The following is a 26018-nucleotide window of genomic DNA, read 5'->3' as shown; positions in this document are numbered from 1 at the left end:
GCCCGCACGTTCAACGGCGTTCAGCCAGGCGCACAGGCCCTACGCCTTCCGTGCCCGGTGTGCCGTGCGTGAGTCGTCACGGCCGATGGCCACGCGGGAGCCGGATGGTGACGGTGGTTCCGACTCCCACGTCCGAGTACACGGCCACCTGTCCGTGGTGGGCGTGGACGATGGCCTCCACGATGGCCAGGCCGAGACCGGAACCGCCGTACGCGCGGCTCCGGCTGGCCTCGGCGCGCCAGAACCGCTCGAAGACGCGGGGCAGGTCCTCGGGGGAGATTCCAGGACCGTTGTCGATGACAGTCAGCTCCACGGTGTCACGGCTGAGGGTGACCTCGACGCGCACGGAGGTCTGAGCCGGGGTGTGCTGGACGGCGTTGCCGACGAGATTGCGCAGGACCTGCTGGAGACGGGCGGCATCCCCGATGACGGGTGCGGGCAGGGCGGGCGCCATGGCGATGTCGCGTTGGGGGTAGATGATCTGGGCGTCCTCGATGACGCCGGCGGCCAGGACGGTGAGGTCCACATCGTCCTGCTCGACGGGCCGGCCGGCGTCCAGGCGGGCGAGCAGCGAGAGTTCCTCCACGAGCAGGCGCATCCGCCCCACTTCGTTCTCGATGTGCTCGAGTGCGGTCTCCAGGCCAGGTCCGGAAAGGCCGCCTTGGCGGTGCAGATCGAGCCATCCGGAGATGGTGGACAGCGGGGTGCGCAGTTCGTGGGAGGTGTCGGCGGCCAGCGAGCGCACGGTCGCCTCCGCGCGGGCCTGGGCGTCGAACGCCCGGTTGACCGCCTTGGCCAGCAGGTCGGCTTCGCTGCCGTTGCGATGGGTGGGCAGCCGCTCGGTCAGGGAGCCCGCGGCGATGGCGTCGGCGCTGCGGGCCATGCGGGCGAGCGGGCGCATACCCAGACGCAGAACGATGACGGACAGCCCCAGCAGCACCAGCAACGTGCCGCCGATCAAAGCCAGTTGCCGTCTGATGAGCGCGTCGGTGGTGGCGTCGTCGACGGAGGTGTCGATGCTGAGGACGACAGTCGCCGGTGTCACGGTGCCTTCGGCGGGCCCGCGGTCGATGACCAGGCCGGGACTGGGGATGCGTACGGCGCTGAGGTCGCCCCCCTCCAAGGTGACGACGCTTCCCGCGGGTGCCGTCGCGCTGAGCGCGGCCAGCTCGTCGGCGGCTCCGGCCGCGGAACCGGTGCTCAGCAGGACCTTGTTGTCCTCGTCGACGGCCACCGTGCCCAGGGGCGAGCTGAGCAGGGCGCCGAGCTGGTCGGCGTTGGCGGTCTGCGGTCCCTGGCCGATGACCCGTGTCAAACGCTCGGAGTTGGCCTTGAGGGTGTCCTGGTTTCGCTTGTCCAGGAAGTCATCCAGGAGCAGGGCGCTGATGACGGCGCTGACCACCAGGCCGACGACCAGGAGAACGGCGAGCCCCGCGAGCAGACGCAGGCGGACGCTGGAGAAGGCCCAGGGAAGACGGCCGCGGAGTGTCACGAGTCGTCCTGCTCTCGGAGGGTGTAGCCGACACCGCGCACGGTGCGCAGCAGCGGCGTACGGCCATGGTCGATCTTGCGTCGGAGGTTGGAGATGAAGCGTTCGACGACGACGGAGTCCCCGCCGAAGCTGTACTGCCACACGGCCTCGAGGATCTGGGCGCGGGAGAGGACCTGCCCCTGGTGACTCAGCAGGTAATGCAGCAGACGGTATTCGGTGGGGGAGAGTTCGATGAGTTGGCCCGCTCGGCGGACTTCGTGGCGGGGGTCGTCGAGGGTGAGGTCGCCACACCGCAGGCGTGTCTCCTCGGCGGCGGGAGTTCCGCTGCGCGCCCGGCGCAGCAGTGCCTGCAAGCGGGCGCCGACTTCGACGACGCTGAAGGGTTTGGTGACGTAGTCGTCGCCGCCCAGGCGCAGTCCTCGTACCCGGTCCTCGACGGCGTCGCGGGCGGTGAGGAAGAGGACGGGTACGTCGACGGCGCGGGCGCGCAGCAGTTGGAGGATCTCGAAGCCGTCGGCGCCGGGGAGCATCACGTCGAGGACGACGACGTCCGGGGGGCGGCGGGCGACCTGGTCGAGGGCTTCGGCCAGGTCGCCCGCCACGTCGACTTCGAAGCCGGCGAACTGGAGTGCCGAGATCAGCAGGCGCCTGATGCCGGGGTCGTCGTCGATGACGAGGACGCGGTCGGCGGTAACCGGCGTGTTGACGGCGTTCATGTGTGCTCCTGGTGGCGGCATCGGCCGCCCGATGTCTGCCGTTGCCGCCGGTGCGGCGAACTCGGTGGTTCCGGTGTCGGCTCTGCTGATCATCGCGTTGTCACAGGCTTGCTGGGGTGGATTCCTTGACGGGGACGTGGCGAGCCGCCGGCTGGGGAGCGTGGAAGTTCCCGCCCTCGACGTCGAGATGGGGCAGTACGCGGTCAAGGCGTCGCGGGAGCCACCAGGCCCGGTCACCGAGGAGCGCCAGCACCGCCGGCACGAGGGTCATACGGACGAGGAAGGCGTCGACCATGACTCCGAAGGCCAGGGCGAAGGCGATCGGCATGATGTCGGCGTCGCGGGCGAACAGGAAACTGACGAACACCGAGACCATGATGAGCGCGGCAGAAGTTACCACGCGGGCGGCGTCGCGGGCTCCGTTGAGGATGGCGGTGCGGGCGTCGCCGTGGCGGTTGTAGTCCTCCCGCATGGCGGAGACGAGGAACACCTCGTAGTCCATGGCCAGTCCGAAGAGTACGGACATCACGATGATGGGCACGAAGCTGGCCACCGGGCCCTCGCTGGGCACGCCCAGCGGGCCGGCCAGCCATCCCCACTGAAAGACCGCGACGGTGGCTCCGAAGGCGGCACCCACGGACAGCAGGAACCCGATGGTGGCCTTGATGGGGATGGCGATCGACCGGAACGCGACCATCAGCAGGAGCAGGGAGAGGCCCACGACGACGATCACGAAGGGCACGAGTGCGCCGCTGAGTTTGTCGGAGACGTCGATGCTGACCGCGGTCATACCGGTGACGGCGACGTAAGAGCCGCTCCACTGCGCCAGTGGCTGCATCTGGGTGCGCAGCCGGGAGACGAGGCCGCTGGTCTCCTCGGAGCGCGGGCCGGTCTCGGGGATGACCTGGATCCGTGCCGCCGTCTCGTCCTCGGCCATGTCCACACTGCTGACGTCCGCGATGCCGTCGACCCCGCGCAGCTCGTCCTCGACAGCGGTGGCCGTGGAGGCGACGGCGGCCGCATCGTCGTTCTCGACGAGCACGACGAGGGGGCCGTTGGCGCCGGGACCGAAGGCGTCACTGATCACGTCGTAGGCCTGGCGGCTGGAGCTGCTCGTGGCGGCGGAACCCTCGTCGGTGAGCGCCAGCTTCAGTTCCATGCCGGGAACGGCCAGGGCGATGAGCGCGGCGGTGCCCAGGATCAGGTTGCGTACGGGGTGGCGCAGGACGCCCTCGGTCCAGCGCACGCCCATGCCGGCCGTCCGGCCGCTGCGCGCTGCCTGCCGCGCGGCGCGCTTACAGCCCATGGGCAGGAACCGGCGGCGTCGGGTGGCGGACCGGGGCGCCTTGGGCGTGAGCCGGTGACCGGCCATTCCCATCAGCGCGGGCAGCAAAGTCACCGCCGTGATGACGGCGACCGCGACCGCTCCGGCGGACGCCAGGCCCATGGAGGTGAGCATCGGCACACCGGCGACGGACAGACCGGAGAGCGCGATGAGGACCGTGGCTCCGGCGAAGATCACGGCGCTGCCCGCGGTGGCGGTGGCCGTGGCGACGGACTCCCGGACCGGCATGCCCGCGCCGAGCTGGGCGCGGTGCCGGGAGACGATGAACAGGGCGTAGTCGATACCGACGGCGAGACCCAGCATGATCGCCAGAGTGGGCGCGTTGTCGGAGACGTCGAACGCCGTGGCCAGACCCATCATCGCGGCCATCGTGCCGACGATCCCGAGCACCGCGGTGAGCAGCGGCAGACCCGCCGCGAGCAGCGACCCGAACGTGATCACCAGGATGACCAGGGCCACGCCCAGTCCGACCAGCTCACCGGGCCCCACGGGCGGATGCGACGTCTCGTAGGGCTCACCGCCGTAGATGGTCCTCAGGCCGGCCTGCTGGGCTTCGTCCCCCGCGGCCTTCACCGCGTCCAACGTGCCTTCCGGCACGTCGTCGGCCTCCTTGGTGGCGAAGGTGACCTCAGCCACCGCGGTCCGTCCGTCCTCGGAGACGGTCCCGCTCTCGGACGGATCACTGACCTCGCTCACCCCGGGGACCCGGCCCATGGCCTCCAGCGGCGTACGCAGATCCGCCTCGGTCACCTTGCGGCCGGCCGGCGCCTGGAACACGACCTGCGCCGACTGGACGTCCGGCTCGGGGAAGTGCCGTTCCATCTTGGTCAGGGCGGTCTGGGCCGGTGAGCCCGGAATGGAGCTGCTGTCCGTGAAGGAGCCGGCGAAGGAGAAGCCGAGACCGACCACCGCACCGAGGGCGAGGAGCCACCCGATCAACATCCTTCGCCACCGTCGAGCACCCCACGCGCCCAGCCGGTACAAGAGCGTAGCCATCAATGATTCCCTCACTGTTCGGAAGACGACCCGCCACATCCTTCTGAGTGGACTTGACGACCGCCTCACGGGGAACCTGAGGGTTTTTTGACGGTTCGACTCGGCACCGTCAGGTGCGTTCGACAGGCCTAGCCGGCGCCCCGCGCGGCTCCGGACTGGTCCTTCACGTGTCCCAGCCGTAGCGGGAGCCGTGCGGCGAGGTAGTCGATGAGCGCGCTGACCCGTCGCGGGACATGCCCGTCCTCCTCGAGGAGGGCGTAGATGTCGGCGGCCGGTGTCGCCAGGTGCGGCAGCACCCGGACGAGTTCGCCCCGGTCCAGATGCGGCCTGACGTGCCACTCCGAGCGCATGATCACGCCCCGGCCCTCCAGCGCCCAGCCGGTCACCACGTCGCCGTCATTGCTGGACAGGCTGCCGTGCACCCGCACATGCCGGGGACGGTCCGCGTCCCCGAAGCGCCACAGCGCGAAATCGCTCTCGTTCTCCCGCAGCACGATGCAGTTGTGGTGGGCCAGATCCTCGACGCCGGCCGGGGTGCCGTACTCGGCGAGGTAGGACGGCGCCGCGCAGGGCACGCGCCGGTTCTTGGCCAGCCGCCGCATGCGCAGCGAGGAGTCGGGCGGCATGCCGACGTGGACGGCCACGTCGAACTCACGCTGGTGGGGCCGTAGCGGAAGCGCGGATGTCTGCATCCGGACGCGCAGTTCCGGATGGGCCGCGGCGAACTCGCCGAGCAGCGGCGCGATGTGGGCGCGGCCGAGACCGAGCGTGGCCTCGACGACCAGGGAGCCGCGCACCCCCGCGGCCGTGTCGGTGATCGCGTCCTCCAGCTCTCGTACCTGGTCGAGGATCGCCTCCACGCGCGCCGCGTACAGCTCACCCTCCGAAGTCAGCACGAGTCGGCGGGCGCCGCGCTGGACGAGCCGGACATCCAGACGGCGCTCCAGCGCGCTGAGGCGTTTGCTGACGACGGGCAGCGAGCAACCGAGTTCTCGCGACGCGGCCGTCAGCGTCTCGCTCGCCGCGACCACGTGGAAGAACTGAAGGTCGTCCACGGCTGAACGGCTCTTGGACGAGGGGCGACCAGAACGCTTGGGGCTTTCCACAGGGGAAAACGTACCTTGCCCGTTACGGCCTTGTAACGGGTGTCACCGCTGGCCAAGGTAGGACCCAGTCGCGCCGCGGGCCGGAACGCCTCCTCTCCTGGACAGAGCGTTCATCGCCGGACGAGCGCATCGATCACCTGGACTGGGGAGTGGATTCGTGCCGCAGAGCTATCGCATCGCAGCGATTCCGGGCGACGGGATCGGCCGCGAGGTGGTTCCGGAGGGCCTGAGGTGCCTGCGGGCCGCCGCCGAGGTGCACGGGTTCGCACTCGATGTCACCGAGTTCCACTTCGCCAGCGCCGACTACTGGCTGCGACACGGCACGATGCTGCCCGAGGACTGGCGGGACGTACTCGGTGGGTTCGACGCGATCTTCTTCGGCGCGGTCGGATGGCCGGAGGTGGTCCCGGACCATGTGTCGCTGTGGGGCAGCCTGCTCCAGCTGCGGCGGGGCTTCGACCAGTACGTCAATCTGCGTCCCGTCCGGCTGCTGCGCGGTGTACGCAGTCCGCTGCGTGACCACCGGCCGGGCGACATCGACTTCTACGTGGTGCGGGAGAACACCGAGGGCGAGTACTCCAGCATCGGCGGCCGGATCTTCGAGGGCACCGATCGCGAGACGGTGGTGCAGGAGACGGTCATGACACGCACCGGCGTAGACCGTGTCCTGCGCTATGCCTTCGAACTCGCCTCGTCCCGCCCGCGCAAGCACCTGACCTGGGCGACGAAGAGCAACGGGATCTCGATCTCCATGCCCTACTGGGACGAGCGCGCGACGGCGATGGCCGCCCGGTTCCCGGACGTGACCGCCGACAAGGACCACATCGACATCCTGACCGCGAAGTTCGTCCTCCAGCCCGACCGGTATGACGTGGTCGTCGCCAGCAACCTGTTCGGCGACATCCTCTCGGACCTCGGCCCGGCCTGCACCGGAACGATCGGCATCGCCCCCAGCGCCAACATCAACCCCGATCGCTCCTTCCCCAGCCTCTTCGAGCCGGTGCACGGATCGGCGCCGGACATCGCAGGTCTCGGTGTCGCCAACCCCGTCGGCCAGATCTGGAGCGGCGCCATGATGCTCACCCACCTCGGTGAGCACGAGGCGGCCGCGCACATCGTGGCCGCGATCGAGAGCGTCCTGGACGAGGAGCCCGGTGTGGTCACCCCCGACCTCGGCGGCACGGGGACCACGGTGGGGCTGGGGAAGGCCATCGCCGACCGGATCACCGCGAGGTCACTCGCCGGCCACGGCGGCGCAGCGGCGAGTGACCCGGCCGCCGGCGCGGCCGGAGAGGAGATCGCGGCGTCATGATCAGACCTGTCCGCGACCCGGTCGGTCTCGAGGTGCGCTGGGACCGGCTCGCCGCCGCCACCGACGAGGCGGCCTCCACGATGCTGCGCACGGCCTTCTCCACGATCATCCGTGAGTCGAACGACTACACCGTGGTCCTGATGGACCGCGCGGGCCGCACGATGGCCGAGTCACGGGCGGGCATCCCCGCCTTCGCCGCCCTGATGAGTTCGCTGACCGCGCTGGTCCTCGAACGGTTTCCGGCGGACGAGTGGCAGGACGGCGACAGTGTCATCACGAACGACCCGTGGATCGCCACCGGGCACCTGCCCGACATCGCCATGATCTCCCCGGTCTTCCACCGAGGACGGCTCGTCGCGTTCTCGGGCACCGTGGCGCACTCACCGGACATCGGTGGCACACCCTCGATGAGCGCTACCGAGCTGATCTGTGAGGGCATCCTGATTCCTCCGCTGCGGCTGTTCCGGGCCGGACGGGTCGAGCAGGGGGTCAAGGACCTGCTGCTGGCGAACGTACGACTGGCGGACCAGGTGTGGGGCGACCTGGAGGCGCAGGCCGCGGCGCACGCCGTGTGCCGCCGACGCGCCCAGGAGTTCCTCGCCGATTTCCGTGAGCCGGACTTCGAGGCGTTCGCCGCCCAGGTCCACGCGGTGACCGACACCGCGATGCGGGCGGGCGTCCGCGACCTGCCCGACGGCGTCTACCGCGCCGCCCTGGACGCGGACGGCGTCGACGGCCACCCCACGCACATCGAGTGCGCGGTGACCGTGCGCGGCGAGGAGGTCGGGATCGACTACACCGGCAGCTCCCCCCAAGTGCCCTTCGCGACGAACTCGACGCTGAACTACACCCGCGCCTACTCCATGTATCCGCTGAAGATCCTGCTGGACCCGTCCACGCGGACCAACTGGGGTTCCTACCGGTCCGTCCAGGTCACCGCGCCGCAGGGCACGATCGTCAACCCGAGGTTTCCCGCGCCCGTGGTGGCACGGCACCTCACCGGCCATCTCCTGTCCTGCGCGGTGTACCAGGCACTGGCCCCGGTGCTGCCGGACCGGGTCATCGCCGACAGCGGCGGCGCCCCCGCCCTGCGGGTCCGCTTCGCGGGCGTCGACGACTCCGGCCGGCCTTTCAGCCTCATGCTCTTCGCCAACGCGGGCATGGGCGCGGCCAAGGACTCGGACGGGCTGTCCACCACCGCCTTCCCGACCAACTCGGGCGGCGGCAGCATCGAGGCCCTGGAGGCCGCGTCCCCGCTGCACTTCCTCCGCAAGGAGCTGCGTGCCGGATCGGGCGGACGGGGCCGACGCCGCGGAGGGCTGGGCCAGACCATCGAGGTCCGCAACCCGACGAGCCGGCCGGTGCAGATGGTGCTGCTCGGAGACCGCGAGCGGCATCCCGCGCTCGGCCTGGCGGGCGGTGAACCGGGTGCCACCGCACAGGTCGTCCTGGACTCCGGCGAACGCGTCCCCCTGAAGTCGATCTCGAAGCTGGCCCCCGGCGCGTCGGTGGTCATCTCCTTCGCGGGCGGCGGCGGGTTCGGCCGGGCCGAGGAGCGCGAGCCCGAACTCCTGATCGCCGACGAGATCGCCGCCTACACCGTCCCAGCCGGTCAGCAGGACCCGCTCACAGCCCGGACGGCGGGCGGGAACGCACGTGAGGAGGTGGTCCGATGAGCCGCACGGTCCGGATCGGCGTCGATGTCGGCGGAACGTTCACCGATCTGCTGCTGCACGACCCCCGCCGGGGACTGACCTGGCCCGGCAAGCTGCCCACCACGCCCCACGCCCCCAACGAGGCCATCACCGCGGGGATCGCCCGCCTGCTGGAGGAGACGTCCACGGCCCCCGGCGACATCGCGGGCCTCGTGCATGGCACCACGCTGGTGACGAACACCCTGCTGGAACGCACCGGAGCGGTCGTCGGCCTGCTGGCCACCAGCGGATTCAGCGACTCCCTCGAAATGGGACGGGAGACGAGGTTCGACACCACCGATCTGCTCGCCCGACCGGCCCAGCCGCTGGTGCCGCGCCACCTGCGCCGCGGGGTACCCGGGAGGATCGCCGCGGACGGCCGTGAACTCGAACCGCTCGACGACCGCGCGATCCTCGCGACGGTTCGGGACCTGGCGGATCAGGGCATCGAGGCCCTGGCCGTGGCGCTGATGCACTCCTACCGCAACGCCGGGCACGAGCACCGAGTCCGGGACCTGGTCGCACGGGCCCACCCCGACCTCCCCGTCACGATCTCCAGCGCCGTCGCCCCGGTCATCGGCGAGTACGAGCGGGCCGGCACCGCCTGCCTGAACGCTTACGTGCAGCCCCTGATGTCGCGCTACCTCGACGACCTGCGGGACGACCTGACCGCCATGGGGATCGACGCGCCCCTGCGCATCATGCTCTCCGGCGGCGGCGTCACCACCCTGGAGGACGCGAAGCGTTTCCCCGTACGGCTGCTCGAGTCGGGACCCGCGGCCGGTGCCATCGCCGCGGCCACCGTCGCCCGGGCGCTGGGGGAGGAGGACGTCGTCTCCTTCGACATGGGCGGCACGACGGCGAAGATCGCCGTCGTGCAGGGGGGCAGGCCCCGGCTCAAGCACGACTTCGAGGCGGGGCGGGTCGACAAGTTCAAACCCGGCTCGGGGCTGCCGGTACGCCTGACCGTCGTCGACATGATCGAGATCGGTTCGGGAGGCGGCTCGATCGCGGCACCGGACGCACTCGGGCTGCTCAAGGTGGGACCGCGCAGCGCCGGTTCGGTACCCGGCCCCGTCGCCTACGGGCGTGGGGGCGAGCAGCCCACCGTGTCGGACGCCGACCTGGTGCTCGGCCATCTCGACGCGGAGAACTTCCTCGGCGGCGAGATGAGGCTGCGGACACGCGAGGCCCACAAGGCGCTGACACGTGACGTGGCAGGCCCCCTGGGGCTCGACACCACCGACGCCGCCGCCGGGATCGTCGAGGTCGTCACCGAAAGCATGGCCGCCGCCGCCCGTATGCACCTGTCCGAGCAGGGCAAGGACCCCGCCGACTTCGCGCTGCTGGCCTTCGGCGGAGCCGGGCCCGCCCACGCCTACGGACTGGCGAAGGCGCTGAAGATCCCCCGGGTGATCGTGCCGATGCGCGCCGGAGTCATGTCGGCCTGGGGGCTCCTGGCCGCCGCTCCGACGGTCGACGAGGTCCGCAGCCTGCCGTCGCCTCTCGCCGACGTCGACTGGGACCAGGTCGCCGCGCTGTACGGCGAGATGACGACCCGTGCCACCGAAACGCTCCGGCCGGCAGATCCGGAGCTGGTCCATGTCCGCCGCTCGGTCGACATGCGGTACCTCGGCCAGGGCTTCGAGATCGAGGTCGACGTGTCGGGGCAGGACCTCGACCCGGCCGGTCTCGGGCGTATCCGGGCCGCCTTCGAGTCCACGTACCGCTCCGTGTTCGGTCGTTCCCTCGACGGGGCCGCTGAGGTCGTGAACTGGCGGCTCTCGATGCGGCTGCCCGGTCATGAGATGTCGACGGAGGGCGGCTCCGCACGAGGACGCGACGCGAGCCGCGGTGTCCGGCCGGTCCACTTCCCTGGCCACGGGCTGCTCGAGGCCACTGTCTGGAACCGCAGCGCACTCACGCCGGGAACCGAACTGAAAGGACCGGCGATCTTCGAGGAACGCGAATCCTCCTGCTCCTTCGGGCCGGACTGCCGGATCCGGATCACCGACGACCTGACCCTCGTGGCCGAGGTCGACCGGACCTGACACGCCCACACCGACACTCCAGCCAGTAGCTGCCCGACATGGTGGCGGCGCGAAGGGACGACCCCTCATGACGACGATGTCAGCAGGGCAGCGCACACGGACCCGGCGCATCACCTTCCTGGTCGCTCTCGCGGTCTTCGCGCAGGAGTCGACCTGGAACTTCTACGAATCCCAGGTTCCGCCGCTCCTGCGGGAGCACCTCGCCAGCGCGGCCGTCGTGGGCCTGCTGATGGGCATGGACAACCTGCTGGGCATCTTCATCCAGCCGTGGATCGGCAACCGGTCCGACCGGACGAGGACCTCCTGGGGGCGCCGGATGCCCTACCTGGTGGTCGGGATGCCGATCGCCGCCGCGCTGTTCATCCTCATCCCGCACAGCGCGGCGTCCCTGCCGCTCCTGATCGCGGTGATGTTCTCCTACGCGCTCGTCGCCAACACCTTCAAGCCGATCGCCGAGGCGCTCGTACCGGACTTCATCGCACCCGAGCGACGCAGCCGGGCCAACGCCGCGGTCAAGATCGCCTCCAGCATCACGGCCATCGTCGCCGCGCTCATCAGCATCTTCCTGATCGACAACCACCTGAGCCTCGCGTTCGCGATCCCCGCGATCATCATGCTGATCTCGATCGGGGTGCTCGCGGCCACCGTGCGCGACAGCCGGTCCCCGGCCTACCAGGCAGCGGTGGCCGAGAGCGATGTGAAGCACAGCGCCGAGCGCTGCGAGCCACGGGTCCGGGACACCTTCGTTGAGATCCTCAAGGACAGCGACCGCAGCCGGCTCCTGCTCCTGGTCGCGATCCTCCTCTTCGGCAGTGCGTGGGCCGCGTCCCGGTCGCTGATCACGCCGTACGGGATGGAAGTCCTCGACATGTCGAAGGGGGCCGCCGGCGGTCTCACCCTGCCCAGCGGTATCGCCTTCATCCTCGCGGCCTACCCGGCGGCCGTGCTCGCCGAGCGCTACGGACGGCTCCGGGTCATGGCCGTGGGCATGTCGGTCTTCGCCGGTGCCATGGTGCTGGGGACGCTCATCCAGACCCCGATGGGGGCCACCGTGGCGCTGTGCCTCGCGGCGGCCGGCGCCACCTGCTTCCTGGTCAACGCGGTGGTCGTCCTGTGGAACCTCGCACCCTCGGCGCGGGTCTTCGGGACCTACGCCGGTATGTACACCGTCGGCTGGGCCGGCGGGGGCTTCCTGGGCCCGGCGGTGGTCGGCGGGATGGTCGACATCACCGGCTGGCCCCTGATGCTCACCGACATCGCCATGGTCGCCACGCTGTCGATCATCGTCGTGGCCAGGATCAGCGTGCTGCAGCGGCGCACCCCCCTGACGCTCGCCAAGTGACCAGCCCATCCCCGCAGCCCGGCGCGAACCCGGCGACGCGCGCCACCAGAGACGAGGAACCGTGCCCCGCATCCTGATCACCACGGACTACCTGCGGCCCGGCGACGAGGTCGATGACTTTCTCCGGGCGCACGGCCACACGACGGTGCACGCACCCCTGGCCGGCCGACGCGGTGCCGAGCAGCTCGTCGCCGCCCTCGACGGGATCGACGCGGCGCTCGTCGGCCACGATCCCCTGACCGCCCAGGTCCTCGCCGAGGCTCCCCGCCTGCGCGCCATCGTGCGCACCGGCGTCGGCTACGACTCGATCGACATCGTCGCCGCGGGCCGGCTCGGCATCACGGTGAGCAACCTGCCGGGGATCAACGCGAACGCCGTGGCGGAGTACACCCTCGGCCTGCTGCTGGCGGCGGCGCGGCGACTGGTGCAGAGCGCGGTGGGCGTCGCGGCCGGCCGGTGGCCGAGGGAGGACGGCAACGAGTTGCGCGGGTCGACGCTCGGCCTGATCGGATACGGGGCGGCAGCGCGCGCCGTGGTGCCCCTGGCGCAGGCCTTCGGCATGGAGGTGCTCTGCACGACCGGTGTGCCGGAGGATGAGCGGTCGGATCCGTCGGTGCGGTTCGTCGCGCTCCCAGAGCTGCTGGCGGCATCCGACTACGTGTCGGTGCACACCGCGCTGACGGACCGCACCCGAGGCCTCCTGGACGCCGCCGCCTTCCGGCGGATGAAGTCGACGGCCGTGCTGGTCAACACCGCGCGGGGCGCCGTCGTCGACGAAAAGGCCCTCGCCGACGCCGTGCGCGGCGGCGAGATCGCCGCGGCGGCCCTGGACGTGGTGAGCGAGGAGCCGCTCCCGGCCGACAGCCCGCTGCGGGACGTCGAGGGAATCGTCGTGTTCTCCCACCTCGCCGGCCAGACCGCCGAAGCCCGTGCCGCCGCCGGCCTTGAGGGGGCGGCCGAGGTGGTCGCCGCCCTCGCGGGCCGCCCCCGGTTCGCGGTGAACGCCCACCTGCTGCCCGACACCCCCACTGCCCGGGTCGACGGGTGACACCCGCTCGCCACTTGCCGGGCAGCCACAAGGAACCCGCCACATGCCCGGCACCGACAACGAAGAAGACAGGGAAGAGGAACATGGAGAACGAACGGGTCGACCAGGTCAAGGTCCTGGCACCGACCGGAATGCTCGGAGCCGGCTTCCCCGAAGCCACCATCGAGCGCGGTCTGGCGCTCGGCGCCGACGTCATCTCCGTCGACGGGGGCAGCACCGACTCCGGTCCCCACTATCTCGGCGCATCACAGCCCAAGACCACCCGCGCGGCGGTCGCCCGTGACCTGCGCATGCTCCTCAAGGCCGCGGCAGGTGCCGGAATACCGCTGATCGTGGGCTCGTGCGGCACCAGCGGCACCGACTCCGGTGTCGACTGGGTCGCCGGTATCGTCGCCGACGTCCTGGCGGCCGAGGGCCTCGAACTTCGCGTGGCCCGTATCTACAGCGAGCAGAACGCCGACGCACTCCTGGAGCGCCTGGACGAGGGCCGGATCCATGCCCTGCCCCCGCTGGGCGAACTGGAGCCGGAGACGCTGCGAAGCTGCACGCACATCGTGGGCGCGATGGGACACGAGCCGATCGTCGCCGCGCTCGAGGCCGGTGCCCAGGTCGTGCTCGCCGGTCGCGCCACTGACACCGCCATCGCCGCCGCCTACCCGCTGATGAAGGGGATGCCGGCCGGGCCGACATGGCACGCCGCCAAGATCATCGAATGCGGCGGGCAGTGCACCAGCGATCCGCGCGCGGGTGGGGTGCTGGCCACCATCGACGCCGACGGCTTCACCATCGAGCCGCTCGATCCGACCGTCGCCTGCACACCGATCCTGGTCGCCGCCCACATGCTCTACGAGACGGTGAACCCGTTCGAGATGCGCGAGCCGGACGGCACCCTGGACGTCCGTGAGTCCGTCTACACCGCCCTGGACGACCGCACAGTACGGGTCGAGGGTTCGCGGTTCCATGTCGCCGACCAGCACACCATCAAGCTCGAAGGCGCCCGCATCACCGGCTACGAGACGATGTCGTTCAGCGCGATCCGGGATCCGCACATCCTCGCGAACATCGACGACTGGGCCGAGCTCATGCGCACGATGATCAGGCAGCGGGTGGAGCAGACGACAGGCCTGGGCGAGGACAAGTACGCGTTCGACCTGCGCCTGTACGGCCACAACGCCGTTCTCGGAGATCTCGATCCGGCCGCGGGTCCGCCTCGCGAGGTGGGCGTCATGCTCCTCGTCAACGCGCCGGACCAGAGCACCGCCACCGCCGTCGCGAAGATCGCCAACCCCTTGATGCTCCACCTGCCGACGGCCGACATGGACTACCTGCCGAGCCTGGCGTTCGCCACCTCACCGGCCGAGGTCGAACGCGGGCCCGCCTACGAGTTCGTGCTCAACCACGTCGTCGACACCACCACCCCCACCGACATGTTCCGCACCGAGATCGAGGAGACCTCCCTCCATGGCTGAGACCGCCCCCACCACCCTGGGCGACCTGGCGTACGAGGTCCGGTCCAAGAACGCCGGGCCCTTCTGGGTCACCATGGAACTGTTCATGCGTGACGCGGACGGCTATCGCATCGCCGCCGACGAGACGTTCCTCAACGAGGCCACGGTCGCCCGGCTCTACGGACTCGACGAGACCGACGTGCAGATGTTCCGCATCCCGTCCCTGAACGTCGTGAAGATCTCTTTCCCGCGTCCCGTCAGCCAGGCGTCGCTGCGCGACCGTGACGTCCACTCCGGTCAGCACCATGTGCCGCTGGCGGTACTTCCCGTGCCCACCACCTGAAGGAGCAGTTCCTTGAACACGGCAACGCTGACGGCGCTGCTCGCGGCCGCGGCCGTGGGCACGCTCGGCATCGCGCCCGCCGCCCCGGCCGACACCGCGCAGCCCGCTGCCGCCACCTGTCCGGCCGGTCTGAAGGGAAAGGCCCGCTGCTACACCGGCCGGGACGCCAACGGCGCGTACTACACGATGGCTGTCCCGAAACACTGGAACGGCTCCCTCGTCGTCCACGCCCACGGCGGTCCTGACTTCTCCTACGACGAGTCCACCACCACCGAGGACCTGGAGCGCTGGGCGGTCATGGTCGACGAGGGCTACGCCTGGGTGGGCTCCTCGTACCGGCGCGGCGGCTACGGAGTCAGGATGGCCGCCGCCGACACGGAGAACATACGCCGCCTGTTCGTCCGCCACTTCGGCCGTCCCGACCGCACCTATCTCCATGGTCAGTCCTGGGGCGGCAATGTCGCCGCCAAGGTCGCCGAGACCCACGGCGGGAAGCGCGGTACCTACGACGGAGTCCTGCTGACCAACGGCTTCCTGGCCGGTGGCTCGCGCGGCTACGACACGCGCGTGGACCTGCGGATGGTCTACCAGTACTACTGCCGCAACCTGCCCCGTCCCACCGAGCCGCAGTACCCACTGTGGCAAGGACTGCCCGCGGACTCCACGATGACACCCGACGACGTCCACGGCCGACTCCAGGAGTGCACCGGCATCGACTCCGACCCGGCGGACCGGACCGCGGAGCAGCAGCGCGACCTCGACGACATCCTGGCGGTCACCCGCATCCCGGAACACTCACTGGCCACGAACATGCAGTACGCGGCCTTCCTCGTCCAGGACATCGTGGCCAACCGGCTCGACGGCCGTAACCCGTTCAGCAACCGTGGGGTTCGCTACGACGGTTCGCGCGACGACAAGGTACTCAACACCGGCGTGGCACGCTTCTCGGCCGACGCCACCGCACGCCGCGACCTCTCCTACGACAGCGACCTCACCGGACGGATCGCACTCCCGGTCCTCACGCTGCACGCGATCGACGACCCACAGGTCTTCGTCGAGCACGAGGCGGCCTATCGCGCCACGGTCCAGGCCGCCGGCCGAAGCAAGAACCTCGTCCAGACCTTCACGAGGGAGAGCGAGCACAGCACGCTCAGCAACGCCGAGTACGCCAACTCCCTGGCGGCTCTGGACACATGGGCGCGCACCGGCCGGAAGCCCACCCCCAGTTCGATCGCGCGTTCGTGCAGCGCGTTCGACACCACCTACGGAGGTGGCTGCTTCTACGATCCGGCGTTCCGCCCCGCACCCTTCGCCACGAAGGTCCGCCCCCGGCCCGGCGGCCTCCACTGGCCCGCCATGTCCGCCGCGCAGGAACAGGTGTGGAGCCGCATCGACGGCGTGGGCATCGCACCCTGAAACCGCTCAGCTCCCCACTGCTATAGCAAATTGCCCAGTGATCACTCGTGGCGGCCGGGGAAGCGTTTCCCGGTGGACGTGGACGTCGCGGGAGAGGTGGAGGGAGCCTTCTCGGCTTCGGTGGCATCCGGCGCGGCGGTGTCGGCGTGGGCCGTGAAGGCTTCACCGAGGGCCAGCGCAGCGCCCACGACGGAGACGCTCTGGATGGCTTGCCATGCGGCGGCCCTCTGCTGGCGGCGCATCCACTGCCACAGACGTCCCAATGCCGTCGGGGTTGCGGGTCGGGCGAGGCTGATGCGCGGGAACCCCTGTCCAGGGTGTGCGGCTCGGTACGGCATGACACTCCCGCTCCCGTCTCACCGGGCGATCATGACGTGGGTCCCGCAGGATGGTGCCGGTTGCCCAGTGATGGGGGTGGTGAGGCAGCCGCTTGTCGTGTGCGGCGAACCGCCGCCTCACTCCTTCGCTCAGGGAGCACCTCATGGCAGCTGCGACGGAAGAACTGATACCGGCATTGGAGGATGCCCGCCAGGCGCACACCGCGGTCCTCGACCGGTTCCGGGCGGATGCGAGGGTCACACCGCCGGGCCCGCACCGGCAGATGCTGGAGAACCAGACCGTCGAGGTCCAGTACAGCGTTCAACGCATCCGGCACCAGGTAAGCGAACTGCAACCCCGTGGCGTGATCGGCACTGCGACCGGCCTGACCCGGTCCGTCGCCTCCGGTGCGGTGCGCACGGCGATGCTGCCCTTCACGATCGGGACGGCGGTCGTGAGGAGGGTCCTGCCCGGCGGCGGGCAGGCCGACGCGCGGCAGCAGCTGAGAAACGCGGAGGACGAATACGCCACCGCGGCCCGGGCACTGGCGGCCTCCCGCGCCGGTGAAGTTCTCGCGGAACACGTCGATGACCAGCCGACCGCCGACCTGCTCAGCTCGCTGCGCCGCCAGGACGAGGAACTGCTCCGGTCCCTGGAGAGCACTCTCGCCGAACACGCCCGCGCCGTAGCGGCGTCCACCAACGGCTCACGCAACGGCTCACGCACCAGCGAGGACCGGAGCGGCGGTCTGGCCGACAGCGCCGCCCAGACGATATGGACCGCTCTCATCCAAGCCCGTGACCTCGTGCAGCGCGGCGGCCGACAGGTGAAGGGTGTGGCCGAAGGCGTGCGGAGGGAGACGCCCCGGCCCGGTCCGATGAGCGAGGAGTACCTGGGAGCGGTCAAGCGGGAGGAGGACCTGCCGATCACCGGGTTCAGCCAGCTCAGCACGGACCAGATCCGGCAGCGGCTGCGCACGCTGTCCCAGGCCGATCTGGCGGTGATCGAGGTCTACGAACGCGAGCATGCCCACCGGAAGGGCGTGCTGGAAGCCATAGAGCAGCTGCGCGGGGCCGAGCCGTGGGCCCGCTACGACGCCATGGACCCGAGCGAGATCACCGCGCGACTCCAGAACGCCCCCTCCGGCGAAGCCCGCCAGGTGCGGGAGTACGAACAGCGCCACCTGCAGCGCCAGGAGATCATCTCCGCTGCCGAGGCCCAGATCACCGACTGATCAGGTCCTGGCTGCTCAGCAGGACGGCGGGACTGGGGCGTGCACATACTGAGGGGAGTCGTGTGAGCTGCGGGGCGCGCTCACGCCCGTGTCGCCCGATGGTGGAGGCGCCGTGATCTGGCCCGTCCTCTCCTCCGTACTTTCCGGGTCGGTGCTGCCCACATCCGTCCTGCCCTCGACGCTCTCGGCTGTCTCCTCCGCCGTTCGCTCAAGCGTGGGGCGGCTGACCGCCCTACCGGCGACGCTGCCCTTCGTCGGCCCCCTGCTGCGGCCCCCCACTCCGCGGCTGTGGCAGACCCCCGGGGGCGTGCAGATCGAGGTCCGGCGGGTGGGGCAGCCCGGGCGGGCGCGCATGGCGCGCGGGTTGGAGGCCGCCCTGCGCGAGGTGCCGGGGGTGAGCCGTGCCGAGGTGAACGGCACGCTGGGCTGCGTGTACGTCGGGTGTGGGCCGGAGACCGACCTCGAGCGCGTCGCGGGCCTCGTCGCCGCCGCTGACGCCGCCGAAGAGCCCGAGGGTGAGGGTGGCGAGGGTGCCCGCCGCTCCGGGGAGGCCGGCCGGTCGCGGCCCTCGGTCGGCTTTCCGGGGGCGGCGGGGGCGTGGATCGGGGCGGCCGTCCGGGTCGGCGCGGGTCTGGTGGGGGTGGGGGTGGCGTCGGTGGGCGACGCGTTGCGGCTCCGGGGCCTGCCGCCGGTGCTGCTCTCGGCGCTTCAGCTGGTGGAGTCCGCGCCGCCGCTGCGTGAGGGCATCGCCCGCCGGTTCGGTGAGACGGCCACGGAGCGGGGCTTCGCGGCGGCGAACCTCGTGGTGACGACGCTGACGTTCCGGCCGCTGGGCGCCACAGTGGCCGCTGCCGTGGCCTGGGCCCGGTACGCGGAGGCGCAGGCCCGCCGCAGGGCGTGGGGAGACTGGTCGCGGCGGCTGGCCGTGCACGAGGGGACGTACCGTCACGACGCGCTGCCCGGGTACGATCGCCCGGCCCCGCTGCCGCCGGGGCCGGGCGACCGGTACGCCAATGTGGCGGCTCCGGCGTCCCTCGCGGCGTACGGGCCGGCGGCGATCGGCACGCTCAGCCATGACCGGGGGCTGGCGCTGTTGATCACGGGGACACCGCGCGGCCCTTGGTTCGGCCGGGAGTTGTTCTCGTCGGTGGTGGCCCGGGCCGTCTCCGACCGCGGGGCGCTGGCGCTGCGTCCGGACGCGTTGCGCCGCCTGGACCGTATCGACACTGTGGTTCTCGACGCCCGGATGCTGGCCGACGGCGGCTGGACGGTCGAGGGCGTGGCGCGTCTGACGCCACCCGGCGCCCCCGGCTCGCAAGACGGTGGGGGTTCCCCGGAATTGGTTCCGGGCGACGACGAACTGCACGCGCGAATCCACGAGTTGATCGAGTCGGGCGGACCGGCCAGGCGGCGGACCGGGCGCGGCGCCGGCCCCCTGCGGACGCGGCGTCAGGGAGCCTGGGAGCTGCGGCCGTTCAGCGTCGCGGAAGTCGCGGACACCGAGCCGGGTGCCGCCCGTGACCGTTCACCGGAGAGTTCCGCGGACCTCACCGTCGTACCCGCCGAGACGGCGGCAGCTGCGCGGCAGTGGGTCGAGGAAGGCGCGCAGGTCATGCTTGTCCTGACGGAGGGCAGGCCGGTGGCCGTGGCCGCCCTGGTCCCCCAACTGCATCCGCTCGCCCACCACTTGGTGCGCGCGGCGCGGGAGTGCGGCCGAGTGCGGCTGGTGGGCGGCCCGCCGGGGCTGCACCGCCGGTTCGGGCTTCCCGCGGCCGCGCCCACCGGGCATCGGCGCACGGCCGCCCTGGTCCGCTCCCTCCAGTCGGACGGCCACGGTGTCGCCGTGGTCTCGGCCCGGACCCGGCGCGCCCTGGTCCGGGCCGACTTGGGCATCGGAGTGATCCCGGGGGCCCGGCACGTGCCGTGGGACGCCGATGTCGCCGCCCCGCCCGATGTCGTCCACTTGTTGCTTACGGCCCTGCCGGAGGCCCGGCGGATCGGCCGGCTGTGCTCGCGGCTGGAGTTCGGCGGCGCCGTGGCGGGCTCGGCCCTGGCGCTGCTGGTGCCCCGCCCGCGAGCCTGGGTGCGGGCCCGCTTGGTGACCGACGCGGTGACCATCGCCGGGATCGCCGCGGGTTTCTGGGCGGGGTGGCGGTTGCACGGGCGTCCGGTTCCGGCGGCCGTCGAGCGTACGCCCTGGCATGCCATGACGGTGCGTCAGGTGATGACCAGGCTCGGTTCGTCGTCCCGGGGTCTGGACGAGGCCGAGGCCGTCCGGCGCCGCCAACTCGCGGGCCAGGACGGGCACGAGGGTGCCGTCACCCTGGTCGGCCGGATCGCGGAGGAGCTGGCCAATCCGCTCACCCCCATCCTCGCGGTCGGCGGCGGTGTCTCGGCGGCGCTCGGCTCGGTGCTGGATGCCGTACTCATCGGCGGGGTGCTCGGCGTGGACGCGCTCGTCGGCGGCGTACAGCAGCAGAAGGCCGAGCGGGAGGCGGAACGGCTGGTCGAGGCCACCTCGGCACGGGTGCGGGTACGCCGCCCCGACCGGTCCGAGGCGGCCTGGGCGGCAGGCGAGCACCTGGTGCGCGGCGATGTGATCGAGCTGCGGGCCGGGGACGCGGTTCCGGCGGACTGCCGGGTGGTACGGGCGCAGGGCGTGGAGGTCGACGAGTCCAGCCTGACCGGTGAGTCGCTGCCTGTGGTGAAGAACGCCGCGCCGACCGCGGCCCGGGCGGTCGCGGACCGGACGTCCATGCTCTATCAGGGGACGACGGTGGCGGCCGGCGAGGCGCTGGCCGTGGTCGTCGCCACAGGGGCGGCCACCGAGGCGGGCAGCGCGGCGGCGGACGCGGTCACGGAGGGCGGGCCGCCGGAGAGCGGTGTGGAGCGGCGGCTGAAGGCGCTGGGCCGGTGGTTCCTGCCGTTGTCCGTCACGGCGGGTGCCGTCCTCTTCGCCATCGACCTGCTGCGCCGGCGGCCGCTGGGCGCCGCGCTGGGGTCCGCGGTCAGCCTGTGCGTCGCGGCCGTGCCCGAGGGGCTGCCGTTCATCGCCACGGTCGCGGAGCTGGCGGCGGCCCGCCGGCTGTCGACCCGCGACACGCTCGTCCGCAGCGCCTCCACCATCGAGGCGCTGGGCCGTACCGACGTGCTGTGCTTCGACAAGACCGGGACGCTCACCGAGGGCCGGATCAGTCTGCGGCAGGTGTCCGACGGCACGGAGCGTCGTTCGCCCGACCGGCTCACCCCGGGGCTGCGGCGGGTCCTGGCCACGGCGGCGCTTGCGGGTCCGCCGGGGCCGGCCGCGTCGCTCGCCCATCCCACCGACCGGGCCATCGCCGCCGGGGCCGAGCTGCTCGGTGCCGCCCCCGCCCGGGCGGCCGGGCTCGGCTCGGACACCTGGGAGCAGCTGGCGGAGCTGCCGTTCGAGCCGGGACGCGGCTACCACGCCGTGCTGGGACAGGGCGACGCCGAGGCGCGGATCGCCGTCAAGGGCGCTCCCGAAGTCGTGCTGGCGCGCTGCGACTTCGTCCGGCGGGGTGAGACCACCGAGCCGTTCGTCGAACGGCAGCGGGCGGGGATCGAGGCGGAGATCGACCGGCTGGCCCGGCGCGGACTGAGGGTCCTCGCGGTCGCCGAGCGGCTCGCGCCCGCGCAGGCGCCCGGTGCCACGCCGGAACTCGACGACGCGAGTGTCGACGGGCTGTGTCTGCTGGGCCTGCTGGGCCTCGCCGACCCGGTACGGGCCACCGCCGCCGAGAGCGTGGACCGGCTGTCCCGGGCCGGGGTGCGCATCGTCATGCTCACCGGCGACCATCCCAGCACCGCCGCCGCGATCTCCAGGGAACTGCGGCCCGAGGAGGAGCCGCGGCTGATGACCGGGACGGAACTGGACGCCCTGGACGACGCCGCGCTCGCCAGGACGCTGCCGGACATCACGGTGTTCGCCCGGGTCACCCCGGCGCACAAGGTCCGGATCGTCACCGCGCTGCGCTCAACCGGGCGCGTCGTCGCCGTCACCGGCGACGGCGCCAACGACGCGCCCGCCATTCGCATCGCCGACGTCGGCATCGCCCTCGGCTCGCGGGCCACTCCGGCGGCCCGCTCGGCCGCCGACGTGGTGGTCACCGACGACCGCATCGAGACGATCGTCGAGGGCCGGTCCATGTGGGCCTCGGTGCGCAAGGCGCTGGGCATCCTGCTCGGCGGCAACCTGGGCGAGATCGCCTTCGTGCTGGCGACCACCCTGCTCACCGGACGCAGTGCGCTGAACGCACGCCAGCTGCTGCTGGTCAACCTGCTCACCGACATGCTGCCCGCCATGGCCATCGCCGCCCGGCCCCCCGCCGACCACGCCGAGCGGCTGCTCGCGGAGGGACCCGAAGCCTCGCTCGGCAAGGCCCTGACCCGCCACCTCCAGCTACGCGCCGCCGTCACCGCGGCCGCCGCCACCGTCGCCTGGGTCCTGGCCCGTGCGACCGGTACCCGAGCACACGCCGACACCGTCGCCCTCGCAGCCCTGGTCTCCTCCCAGCTGCTCCAGACGCTGCAGGACGCGGGCCGCGATCGGGTGGTCGCCGCGGCCGCTGTGGGGTCCCTGGTCGTGCTGGGCGTGGTGGTCACCGTTCCGGGGCTCAGCCACTTCTTCGGCAACCGGCCCCTGGGCCCCGCGGGCTGGACGATCGCGCTGACGTCGGCGACGGGGTCGGTCCTGCTGCCCGCCGCGGTGCGGCTCGCCGCCGGTGCGCTGGCGAATGTTCACCCGCAGGCCACCCGTGTGCGGCCTCTCGGATGACATCGCGCTGGACAAAGGAGTCGTTCCCAGCACGATGCACCCTGATCACGAAAGGCGGCTCACCATGCCGCACATCTTCACCACGATCCTCACCCAGGTGGCAGGCGCCCTGATCGAGGCCGCCCTGGTCCGGCTGTTCATGCAGCTCTGGAAGACGTTCACCGCGAACGGGCGCCCGGCGACGGCGTACGCCTGACCGCGCGAGAATCCGGCTAGTCGAATACAGCGCAACCGCGATGGACGGTGCCGTTGCCGTCCACCCACTCTTCCGCGCCGTCCGGGTCGAGATTCACCTCGACTCCCGCAGGTTCGAGAGTCTCGCGTATGCGCTGCCGCGTGGGCTCGCTCAGAAAGTTGTGGTGAAGGTCCAGCTTGCTGAGGTGGGTCAGCGGTTGGCCACCGAGGAGGGCGGCGCCGCCGTCGTCGGAGAGCTCACCCAAGGACAGGTCGATCACCTTGAGTTGAGGAACGACCGGGGCTGACGCCAGGGCAGCGGCTACGTCGTCCTGGATCTCACTGTTGCGCAGAGCCAGATGCCGTAGCCGGGGCAACCGGGTGCCGGACAGGATCGCCTCCAGATCGGCGATCTTGGAATCGCCGCCGTAACACTCCATGCCCAGCCACAGTTCAAGGTGCTCCAGCGCGGGAAGTTCACTCGCCCCCAGCCCGCGGACCATGGCCCCACGCAGACCAGCGCTCTGTACCGTCAGCCTGCGCAGTCCGTCATGGCGTAACGCGGGGAATTCCAGCCGGAAGTGAAGCGCCGTGTCTTCCGCCGACGCATAGCCGCTTCCTTCTCCCGCACGCACTCCGAGTTCTTCCAGTGCGGGAAAGCCGGCCAGCAATGGCGTGACATCGGTCTGAGAGATCGACTGGATCTGGCAATCCTCTGTCGTGATGTCCCCCACGAAAATCGCCCGCAGGGCGGGGAACCGGTCACGCACAGCCAGGAGCAGTCCGATGGCCTCGGAGGGATCCGTGTCGTCCGCGTCGCCCCAGGCTCCGATGATCAGCGCACGGACCCGTGTGGTGTCAACCGCCGCGCAGAAGCGGATGAAAGAGGTCTCCCACAGATCTTCGATGCGGCTGAGGCCGTAAGCGGGTGGGTCCCAATAGCTGGTGATCCGCCAGGCCACGGCATCGGGTTCGGGCAGCGTCACTGTCTCGTCGGAATGCGGAAAGGTGAACGCGGGGAGGCCGTGCAGCGCCGTGAGTGGGTCGGTAATTCCCATTCGTGCCGCTCCCATCTTGTGAAGTACGAGGCTGATATGGGCAGTTCTATCAGCCGACGACTGCCGGCCTCGATCGCCCTCTGGAGCAGGACGGTGTCACCCGTATGGCCGCCGCAAGACGTCGGCCTGGCGCGGCCGTGTTCATATGGGAGAGGACCTCCATTCCCGCGGAGGAGATGACAATGCACGAGATGTGGTGCGGCACGGACACCTCGGGAGAACCGATGTGGCACGTGCTGACGGCTGACAAGAATCTGACGCTGTGCGGGGTGGAGAAGCGTGAGGAGCCCGGCGGGCGGGAGAGAGCAGACAGGCATTGCCTGGCTTGCATGAAGGCGTTTCAGGCCGCCATGGCATCCATGAAGTCCTGAACCCGCAGGCCCGCAAGGATGCCGAGTACCAAGGGCAAGCCGACCTGCCCGAGCCACGGATGTGACGTGGCTCCTACACACCGGGGTCTCGGAGTCACCGAGAACGGTGAGCTGCTCGTGGAGCACTCCTCCTGCCGCTGCGGAGCCACCTGGACCAAGACCTGCCCGGTCCGGGAAGAGGACTCCGAGTAAAGCCTGGACCTCGACGAAAGCGACGACGGTAGTTGCCCCATGGAGGGCGGAGTGAGGCCGTGGTCGGTTAGTGTCGCCCCGGGGCGGACGAAGCGACTCCGTCCCCGTTCCGCCCTGATCTGCCCTCGCGGTGGGTGATCTGGGTAAACGCGCAGGTCAGAGGCGTAATCTGGGGGCACAATGCGATTGAGAGTGGAGTTCACCACCGAGCCCTTCGACCTGGACGAGGTACCCGCGCATGCGCTGGTGGCCCGCGAGGTCATCGAGGCCGGGGAACTGGACGCGGTGGACGTCGGGCCGTTCGGCAACACGGCGGAAGGCACCGCCGATGCCGTGCTCACCGCCGTGGACGCGCTGCTGCGCAAGACCTTGGAGTCGGGTGCCACCCGGGTCTCGCTCCAGGTCAGCGTGATCGGGGAGGGTGAGCGGTGAGTGAGGACGAGCCCTTCATCACGGCCGTGAAGCCGCTGGTCGACGCCATGGGCGGCATGATGCTCCCGCCCGACGAGGCCGGCCCCGACGACGTCGTGCTCTCCTGGGACGGCGCCGACGTCGTCGCCGTACGGCTGCCGCAGCTGGCCGACTCCCTCGATCACATCCTGGCCTCCATGGAGCGCAAGCAGGGCAAGCCGCTGGCCGACCTGGACCGCAAGGCGAAGCAGGAGGTGGTACGGATACTTGAGGCGCGCGGCGCCTTCTCCGTACGGCACGGTGTCGAGACCGTGGCGGGTGCGCTCGGCGTCAGCCGGTTCACCGTCTACAACTACATCAACTACACCAGCGAGCAGCGGGCCAAGGCGCGTAAGGGCGACGAGCCGTCGCAGCAGGCCGACTGACCCTTCACCACACTGACGGGACCGCTCAGCCGGTGGTGGCGATGCGGTCCAGCCACTCGGTGAGCAAGGCGCCTTCGGCGTCGGTCAGGGCAGTGGTCTGCGGCAGGGCGGCGCGCAGGGCGATCGCGTGGCCGACCGGGCCGCCGTTCGGGAGTACGTGCTGCGGGGGGTCGGTGGTGACGGTGGCGATGACCGACTCCCGGGCGATGGCCGACAGGGACGCGTCGCGTTCGTTCTCGGGCTGGGAGATCAGTGTGAGGGTCACGCCGCGACCGGTGGAGTGGATGAGGAAGGTGGCGCGGTCTTCGCTCATCCGCAGGCGCCCCGCCTCGGCGATGCGGCGGACCATGCCGGCCAGGATGACGGATGCCTCACGCGCGGCCGGGGGCTCGGTGCCCGGCCGCTGGTCGCCGTAGATCAGCGCGTAGAACGCGGGGTTGGCGAGGCCGAAGCCGATGTGGAGATCCCACCCGCGGCGCAGGTCCGCCACCGGGTCGTCGGTCGGCCGGTTGGCGGTCTTGCTGCGCAGGTAGGTCGCGAAGCCATGGCTCGCGACGGCGTCCAGCAGGCCTTGCTTGTCCCCGAAGATGCGGTAGATCGCCGGCGCCTGCACACCGGCCGCCGCGCTGACCGCACGGGTCGACACGGCGTCTCGGCCGCCCTCGGTGAGGAGGGCGGCGGCCGCCTCGATGATCCGGTCCCGGTTGTCCTTCGCGTTCACGTTTCCAACG

Annotated in this window: 22 protein-coding genes; 15 read left to right on the top strand and 7 right to left on the bottom strand. The window is 71.0% G+C overall.

Features of this window, described 5'->3' with window-relative positions; all coding sequences use genetic code 11:
• Positions 1 to 76: 76 nt before the first annotated feature.
• The 4 genes from OG828_RS11385 to OG828_RS11370 form a co-directional block, all read right to left on the bottom strand.
• Positions 77 to 1492 carry a sensor histidine kinase gene (locus tag OG828_RS11385; RefSeq protein WP_328501033.1) on the bottom strand — a complete coding sequence of 472 codons (1416 nt, stop codon included), beginning with the start codon at positions 1490 to 1492 and terminating at the stop codon, positions 77 to 79.
• Positions 1489 to 2208 carry a response regulator transcription factor gene (locus tag OG828_RS11380; protein WP_328437772.1) on the bottom strand — a complete coding sequence of 240 codons (720 nt, stop codon included), beginning with the start codon at positions 2206 to 2208 and terminating at the stop codon, positions 1489 to 1491. The genes OG828_RS11385 and OG828_RS11380 overlap by 4 nt, the downstream gene beginning before the upstream one ends.
• A gap of 100 nt (positions 2209 to 2308) precedes the next feature.
• Positions 2309 to 4495, bottom strand: coding sequence for an MMPL family transporter (locus OG828_RS11375; protein ID WP_328501032.1), 2187 nt, complete (start codon positions 4493 to 4495; stop codon positions 2309 to 2311).
• 182 nt (positions 4496 to 4677) lie between these two features.
• The gene (locus OG828_RS11370; RefSeq protein WP_328501031.1) at positions 4678 to 5604 is read right to left on the bottom strand and encodes a LysR family transcriptional regulator; all 927 of its coding nucleotides are present in this window, start codon (positions 5602 to 5604) and stop codon (positions 4678 to 4680) included.
• A gap of 208 nt (positions 5605 to 5812) precedes the next feature.
• Here OG828_RS11370 and OG828_RS11365 point away from each other — a divergent pair, with 208 nt between their 5' ends.
• The 8 genes from OG828_RS11365 (at position 5813) to OG828_RS11330 (ending at position 16309) form a co-directional block, all read left to right on the top strand.
• Positions 5813 to 6967, top strand: a complete 1155-nt coding sequence (locus tag OG828_RS11365) for a tartrate dehydrogenase (protein WP_328501030.1) — start codon at positions 5813 to 5815, stop codon at positions 6965 to 6967.
• Positions 6964 to 8643: a hydantoinase B/oxoprolinase family protein gene (locus OG828_RS11360; RefSeq protein WP_328353757.1), complete on the top strand. Its 1680-nt coding sequence runs from the start codon at positions 6964 to 6966 to the stop codon at positions 8641 to 8643. The genes OG828_RS11365 and OG828_RS11360 overlap by 4 nt, the downstream gene beginning before the upstream one ends.
• The gene (locus OG828_RS11355; RefSeq protein WP_328501029.1) at positions 8640 to 10712 is read left to right on the top strand and encodes a hydantoinase/oxoprolinase family protein; all 2073 of its coding nucleotides are present in this window, start codon (positions 8640 to 8642) and stop codon (positions 10710 to 10712) included. Before OG828_RS11360 ends, OG828_RS11355 begins: the two co-directional genes overlap by 4 nt.
• Before the next feature lie 67 nt (positions 10713 to 10779).
• Positions 10780 to 12054 carry an MFS transporter gene (locus OG828_RS11350; protein ID WP_328501028.1) on the top strand — a complete coding sequence of 425 codons (1275 nt, stop codon included), beginning with the start codon at positions 10780 to 10782 and terminating at the stop codon, positions 12052 to 12054.
• Positions 12055 to 12115: 61 nt separating this feature from the next.
• On the top strand, positions 12116 to 13102 hold the full coding sequence (locus tag OG828_RS11345) for a phosphoglycerate dehydrogenase (protein WP_328501027.1): 987 nt from the start codon (positions 12116 to 12118) through the stop codon (positions 13100 to 13102).
• 83 nt (positions 13103 to 13185) lie between these two features.
• Positions 13186 to 14571 carry an acyclic terpene utilization AtuA family protein gene (locus OG828_RS11340; RefSeq protein WP_328501026.1) on the top strand — a complete coding sequence of 462 codons (1386 nt, stop codon included), beginning with the start codon at positions 13186 to 13188 and terminating at the stop codon, positions 14569 to 14571.
• Positions 14564 to 14893, top strand: coding sequence for a DUF4387 domain-containing protein (locus tag OG828_RS11335; RefSeq protein WP_328353742.1), 330 nt, complete (start codon positions 14564 to 14566; stop codon positions 14891 to 14893). Before OG828_RS11340 ends, OG828_RS11335 begins: the two co-directional genes overlap by 8 nt.
• Before the next feature lie 12 nt (positions 14894 to 14905).
• Positions 14906 to 16309: a DUF6351 family protein gene (locus OG828_RS11330; protein WP_328501025.1), complete on the top strand. Its 1404-nt coding sequence runs from the start codon at positions 14906 to 14908 to the stop codon at positions 16307 to 16309.
• A gap of 41 nt (positions 16310 to 16350) precedes the next feature.
• Here OG828_RS11330 and OG828_RS11325 read toward each other — a convergent pair whose 3' ends face one another.
• Positions 16351 to 16647, bottom strand: coding sequence for a hypothetical protein (locus OG828_RS11325; protein WP_328501024.1), 297 nt, complete (start codon positions 16645 to 16647; stop codon positions 16351 to 16353).
• A gap of 143 nt (positions 16648 to 16790) precedes the next feature.
• Between OG828_RS11325 and OG828_RS11320 the strand changes: the two genes are divergently transcribed.
• From OG828_RS11320 to OG828_RS11310, 3 genes are all read left to right on the top strand, one after another.
• Positions 16791 to 17861 carry a hypothetical protein gene (locus tag OG828_RS11320; RefSeq protein WP_328501023.1) on the top strand — a complete coding sequence of 357 codons (1071 nt, stop codon included), beginning with the start codon at positions 16791 to 16793 and terminating at the stop codon, positions 17859 to 17861.
• 112 nt (positions 17862 to 17973) lie between these two features.
• Positions 17974 to 22656, top strand: a complete 4683-nt coding sequence (locus tag OG828_RS11315; protein ID WP_328501022.1) for a cation-translocating P-type ATPase — start codon at positions 17974 to 17976, stop codon at positions 22654 to 22656.
• 34 nt (positions 22657 to 22690) lie between these two features.
• Positions 22691 to 22852, top strand: coding sequence for a hypothetical protein (locus tag OG828_RS11310; protein WP_328501021.1), 162 nt, complete (start codon positions 22691 to 22693; stop codon positions 22850 to 22852).
• A gap of 16 nt (positions 22853 to 22868) precedes the next feature.
• Here the strand turns inward: OG828_RS11310 and OG828_RS11305 are convergent, their stop codons facing one another.
• Entirely contained in the window at positions 22869 to 23888 is a 1020-nt protein-coding gene (locus OG828_RS11305; RefSeq protein WP_328437758.1) for an STM4015 family protein, read from the bottom strand.
• Between the two features lie 182 nt (positions 23889 to 24070).
• Here OG828_RS11305 and OG828_RS11300 point away from each other — a divergent pair, with 182 nt between their 5' ends.
• The 4 genes from OG828_RS11300 (at position 24071) to OG828_RS11285 (ending at position 25287) form a co-directional block, all read left to right on the top strand.
• Positions 24071 to 24259 carry a hypothetical protein gene (locus tag OG828_RS11300; protein WP_328353724.1) on the top strand — a complete coding sequence of 63 codons (189 nt, stop codon included), beginning with the start codon at positions 24071 to 24073 and terminating at the stop codon, positions 24257 to 24259.
• Positions 24260 to 24325: 66 nt separating this feature from the next.
• Entirely contained in the window at positions 24326 to 24451 is a 126-nt protein-coding gene (locus tag OG828_RS11295; RefSeq protein ID WP_328353722.1) for a hypothetical protein, read from the top strand.
• Between the two features lie 180 nt (positions 24452 to 24631).
• Complete coding sequence (locus OG828_RS11290) at positions 24632 to 24883, top strand: hypothetical protein (protein WP_210571751.1); 252 nt, start codon at positions 24632 to 24634, stop codon at positions 24881 to 24883.
• Positions 24884 to 24930: 47 nt separating this feature from the next.
• The gene (locus OG828_RS11285; RefSeq protein WP_328504846.1) at positions 24931 to 25287 is read left to right on the top strand and encodes a helix-turn-helix domain-containing protein; all 357 of its coding nucleotides are present in this window, start codon (positions 24931 to 24933) and stop codon (positions 25285 to 25287) included.
• Positions 25288 to 25312: 25 nt separating this feature from the next.
• On the opposite strand, the gene OG828_RS11280 is transcribed toward OG828_RS11285, so the two are convergent.
• Complete coding sequence (locus OG828_RS11280) at positions 25313 to 26008, bottom strand: TetR/AcrR family transcriptional regulator (RefSeq protein ID WP_328501020.1); 696 nt, start codon at positions 26006 to 26008, stop codon at positions 25313 to 25315.
• Between the last annotated feature and the right edge of the window lie 10 nt (positions 26009 to 26018).

The organism is Streptomyces sp. NBC_00457 (genome assembly GCF_036014015.1).
Taxonomy (GTDB): Bacteria; Actinomycetota; Actinomycetes; order Streptomycetales; family Streptomycetaceae; genus Streptomyces.
This window is presented reverse-complemented; position numbering and strand designations above follow the sequence as displayed.

Excerpts from the sequence above, each read along its gene's own strand:
- OG828_RS11300 (WP_328353724.1), top strand. The coding sequence starts at position 24,071 with ATGCACGAGATGTGGTGCGGCACGGACACCTCGGGAGAACCGATGTGG.
- OG828_RS11305 (WP_328437758.1), bottom strand. The coding sequence starts at position 23,888 with ATGGGAATTACCGACCCACTCACGGCGCTGCACGGCCTCCCCGCGTTC.
- OG828_RS11285 (WP_328504846.1), top strand. The coding sequence starts at position 24,931 with ATGGGCGGCATGATGCTCCCGCCCGACGAGGCCGGCCCCGACGACGTC.
- OG828_RS11335 (WP_328353742.1), top strand. The coding sequence starts at position 14,564 with ATGGCTGAGACCGCCCCCACCACCCTGGGCGACCTGGCGTACGAGGTC.
- OG828_RS11320 (WP_328501023.1), top strand. The coding sequence starts at position 16,791 with ATGGCAGCTGCGACGGAAGAACTGATACCGGCATTGGAGGATGCCCGC.
- OG828_RS11340 (WP_328501026.1), top strand. The coding sequence starts at position 13,186 with ATGGAGAACGAACGGGTCGACCAGGTCAAGGTCCTGGCACCGACCGGA.
- OG828_RS11360 (WP_328353757.1), top strand. The coding sequence starts at position 6,964 with ATGATCAGACCTGTCCGCGACCCGGTCGGTCTCGAGGTGCGCTGGGAC.
- OG828_RS11325 (WP_328501024.1), bottom strand. The coding sequence starts at position 16,647 with ATGCCGTACCGAGCCGCACACCCTGGACAGGGGTTCCCGCGCATCAGC.
- OG828_RS11310 (WP_328501021.1), top strand. The coding sequence starts at position 22,691 with ATGCACCCTGATCACGAAAGGCGGCTCACCATGCCGCACATCTTCACC.
- OG828_RS11350 (WP_328501028.1), top strand. The coding sequence starts at position 10,780 with ATGACGACGATGTCAGCAGGGCAGCGCACACGGACCCGGCGCATCACC.
- OG828_RS11355 (WP_328501029.1), top strand. The coding sequence starts at position 8,640 with ATGAGCCGCACGGTCCGGATCGGCGTCGATGTCGGCGGAACGTTCACC.
- OG828_RS11380 (WP_328437772.1), bottom strand. The coding sequence starts at position 2,208 with ATGAACGCCGTCAACACGCCGGTTACCGCCGACCGCGTCCTCGTCATC.
- OG828_RS11375 (WP_328501032.1), bottom strand. The coding sequence starts at position 4,495 with ATGTTGATCGGGTGGCTCCTCGCCCTCGGTGCGGTGGTCGGTCTCGGC.
- OG828_RS11290 (WP_210571751.1), top strand. The coding sequence starts at position 24,632 with ATGCGATTGAGAGTGGAGTTCACCACCGAGCCCTTCGACCTGGACGAG.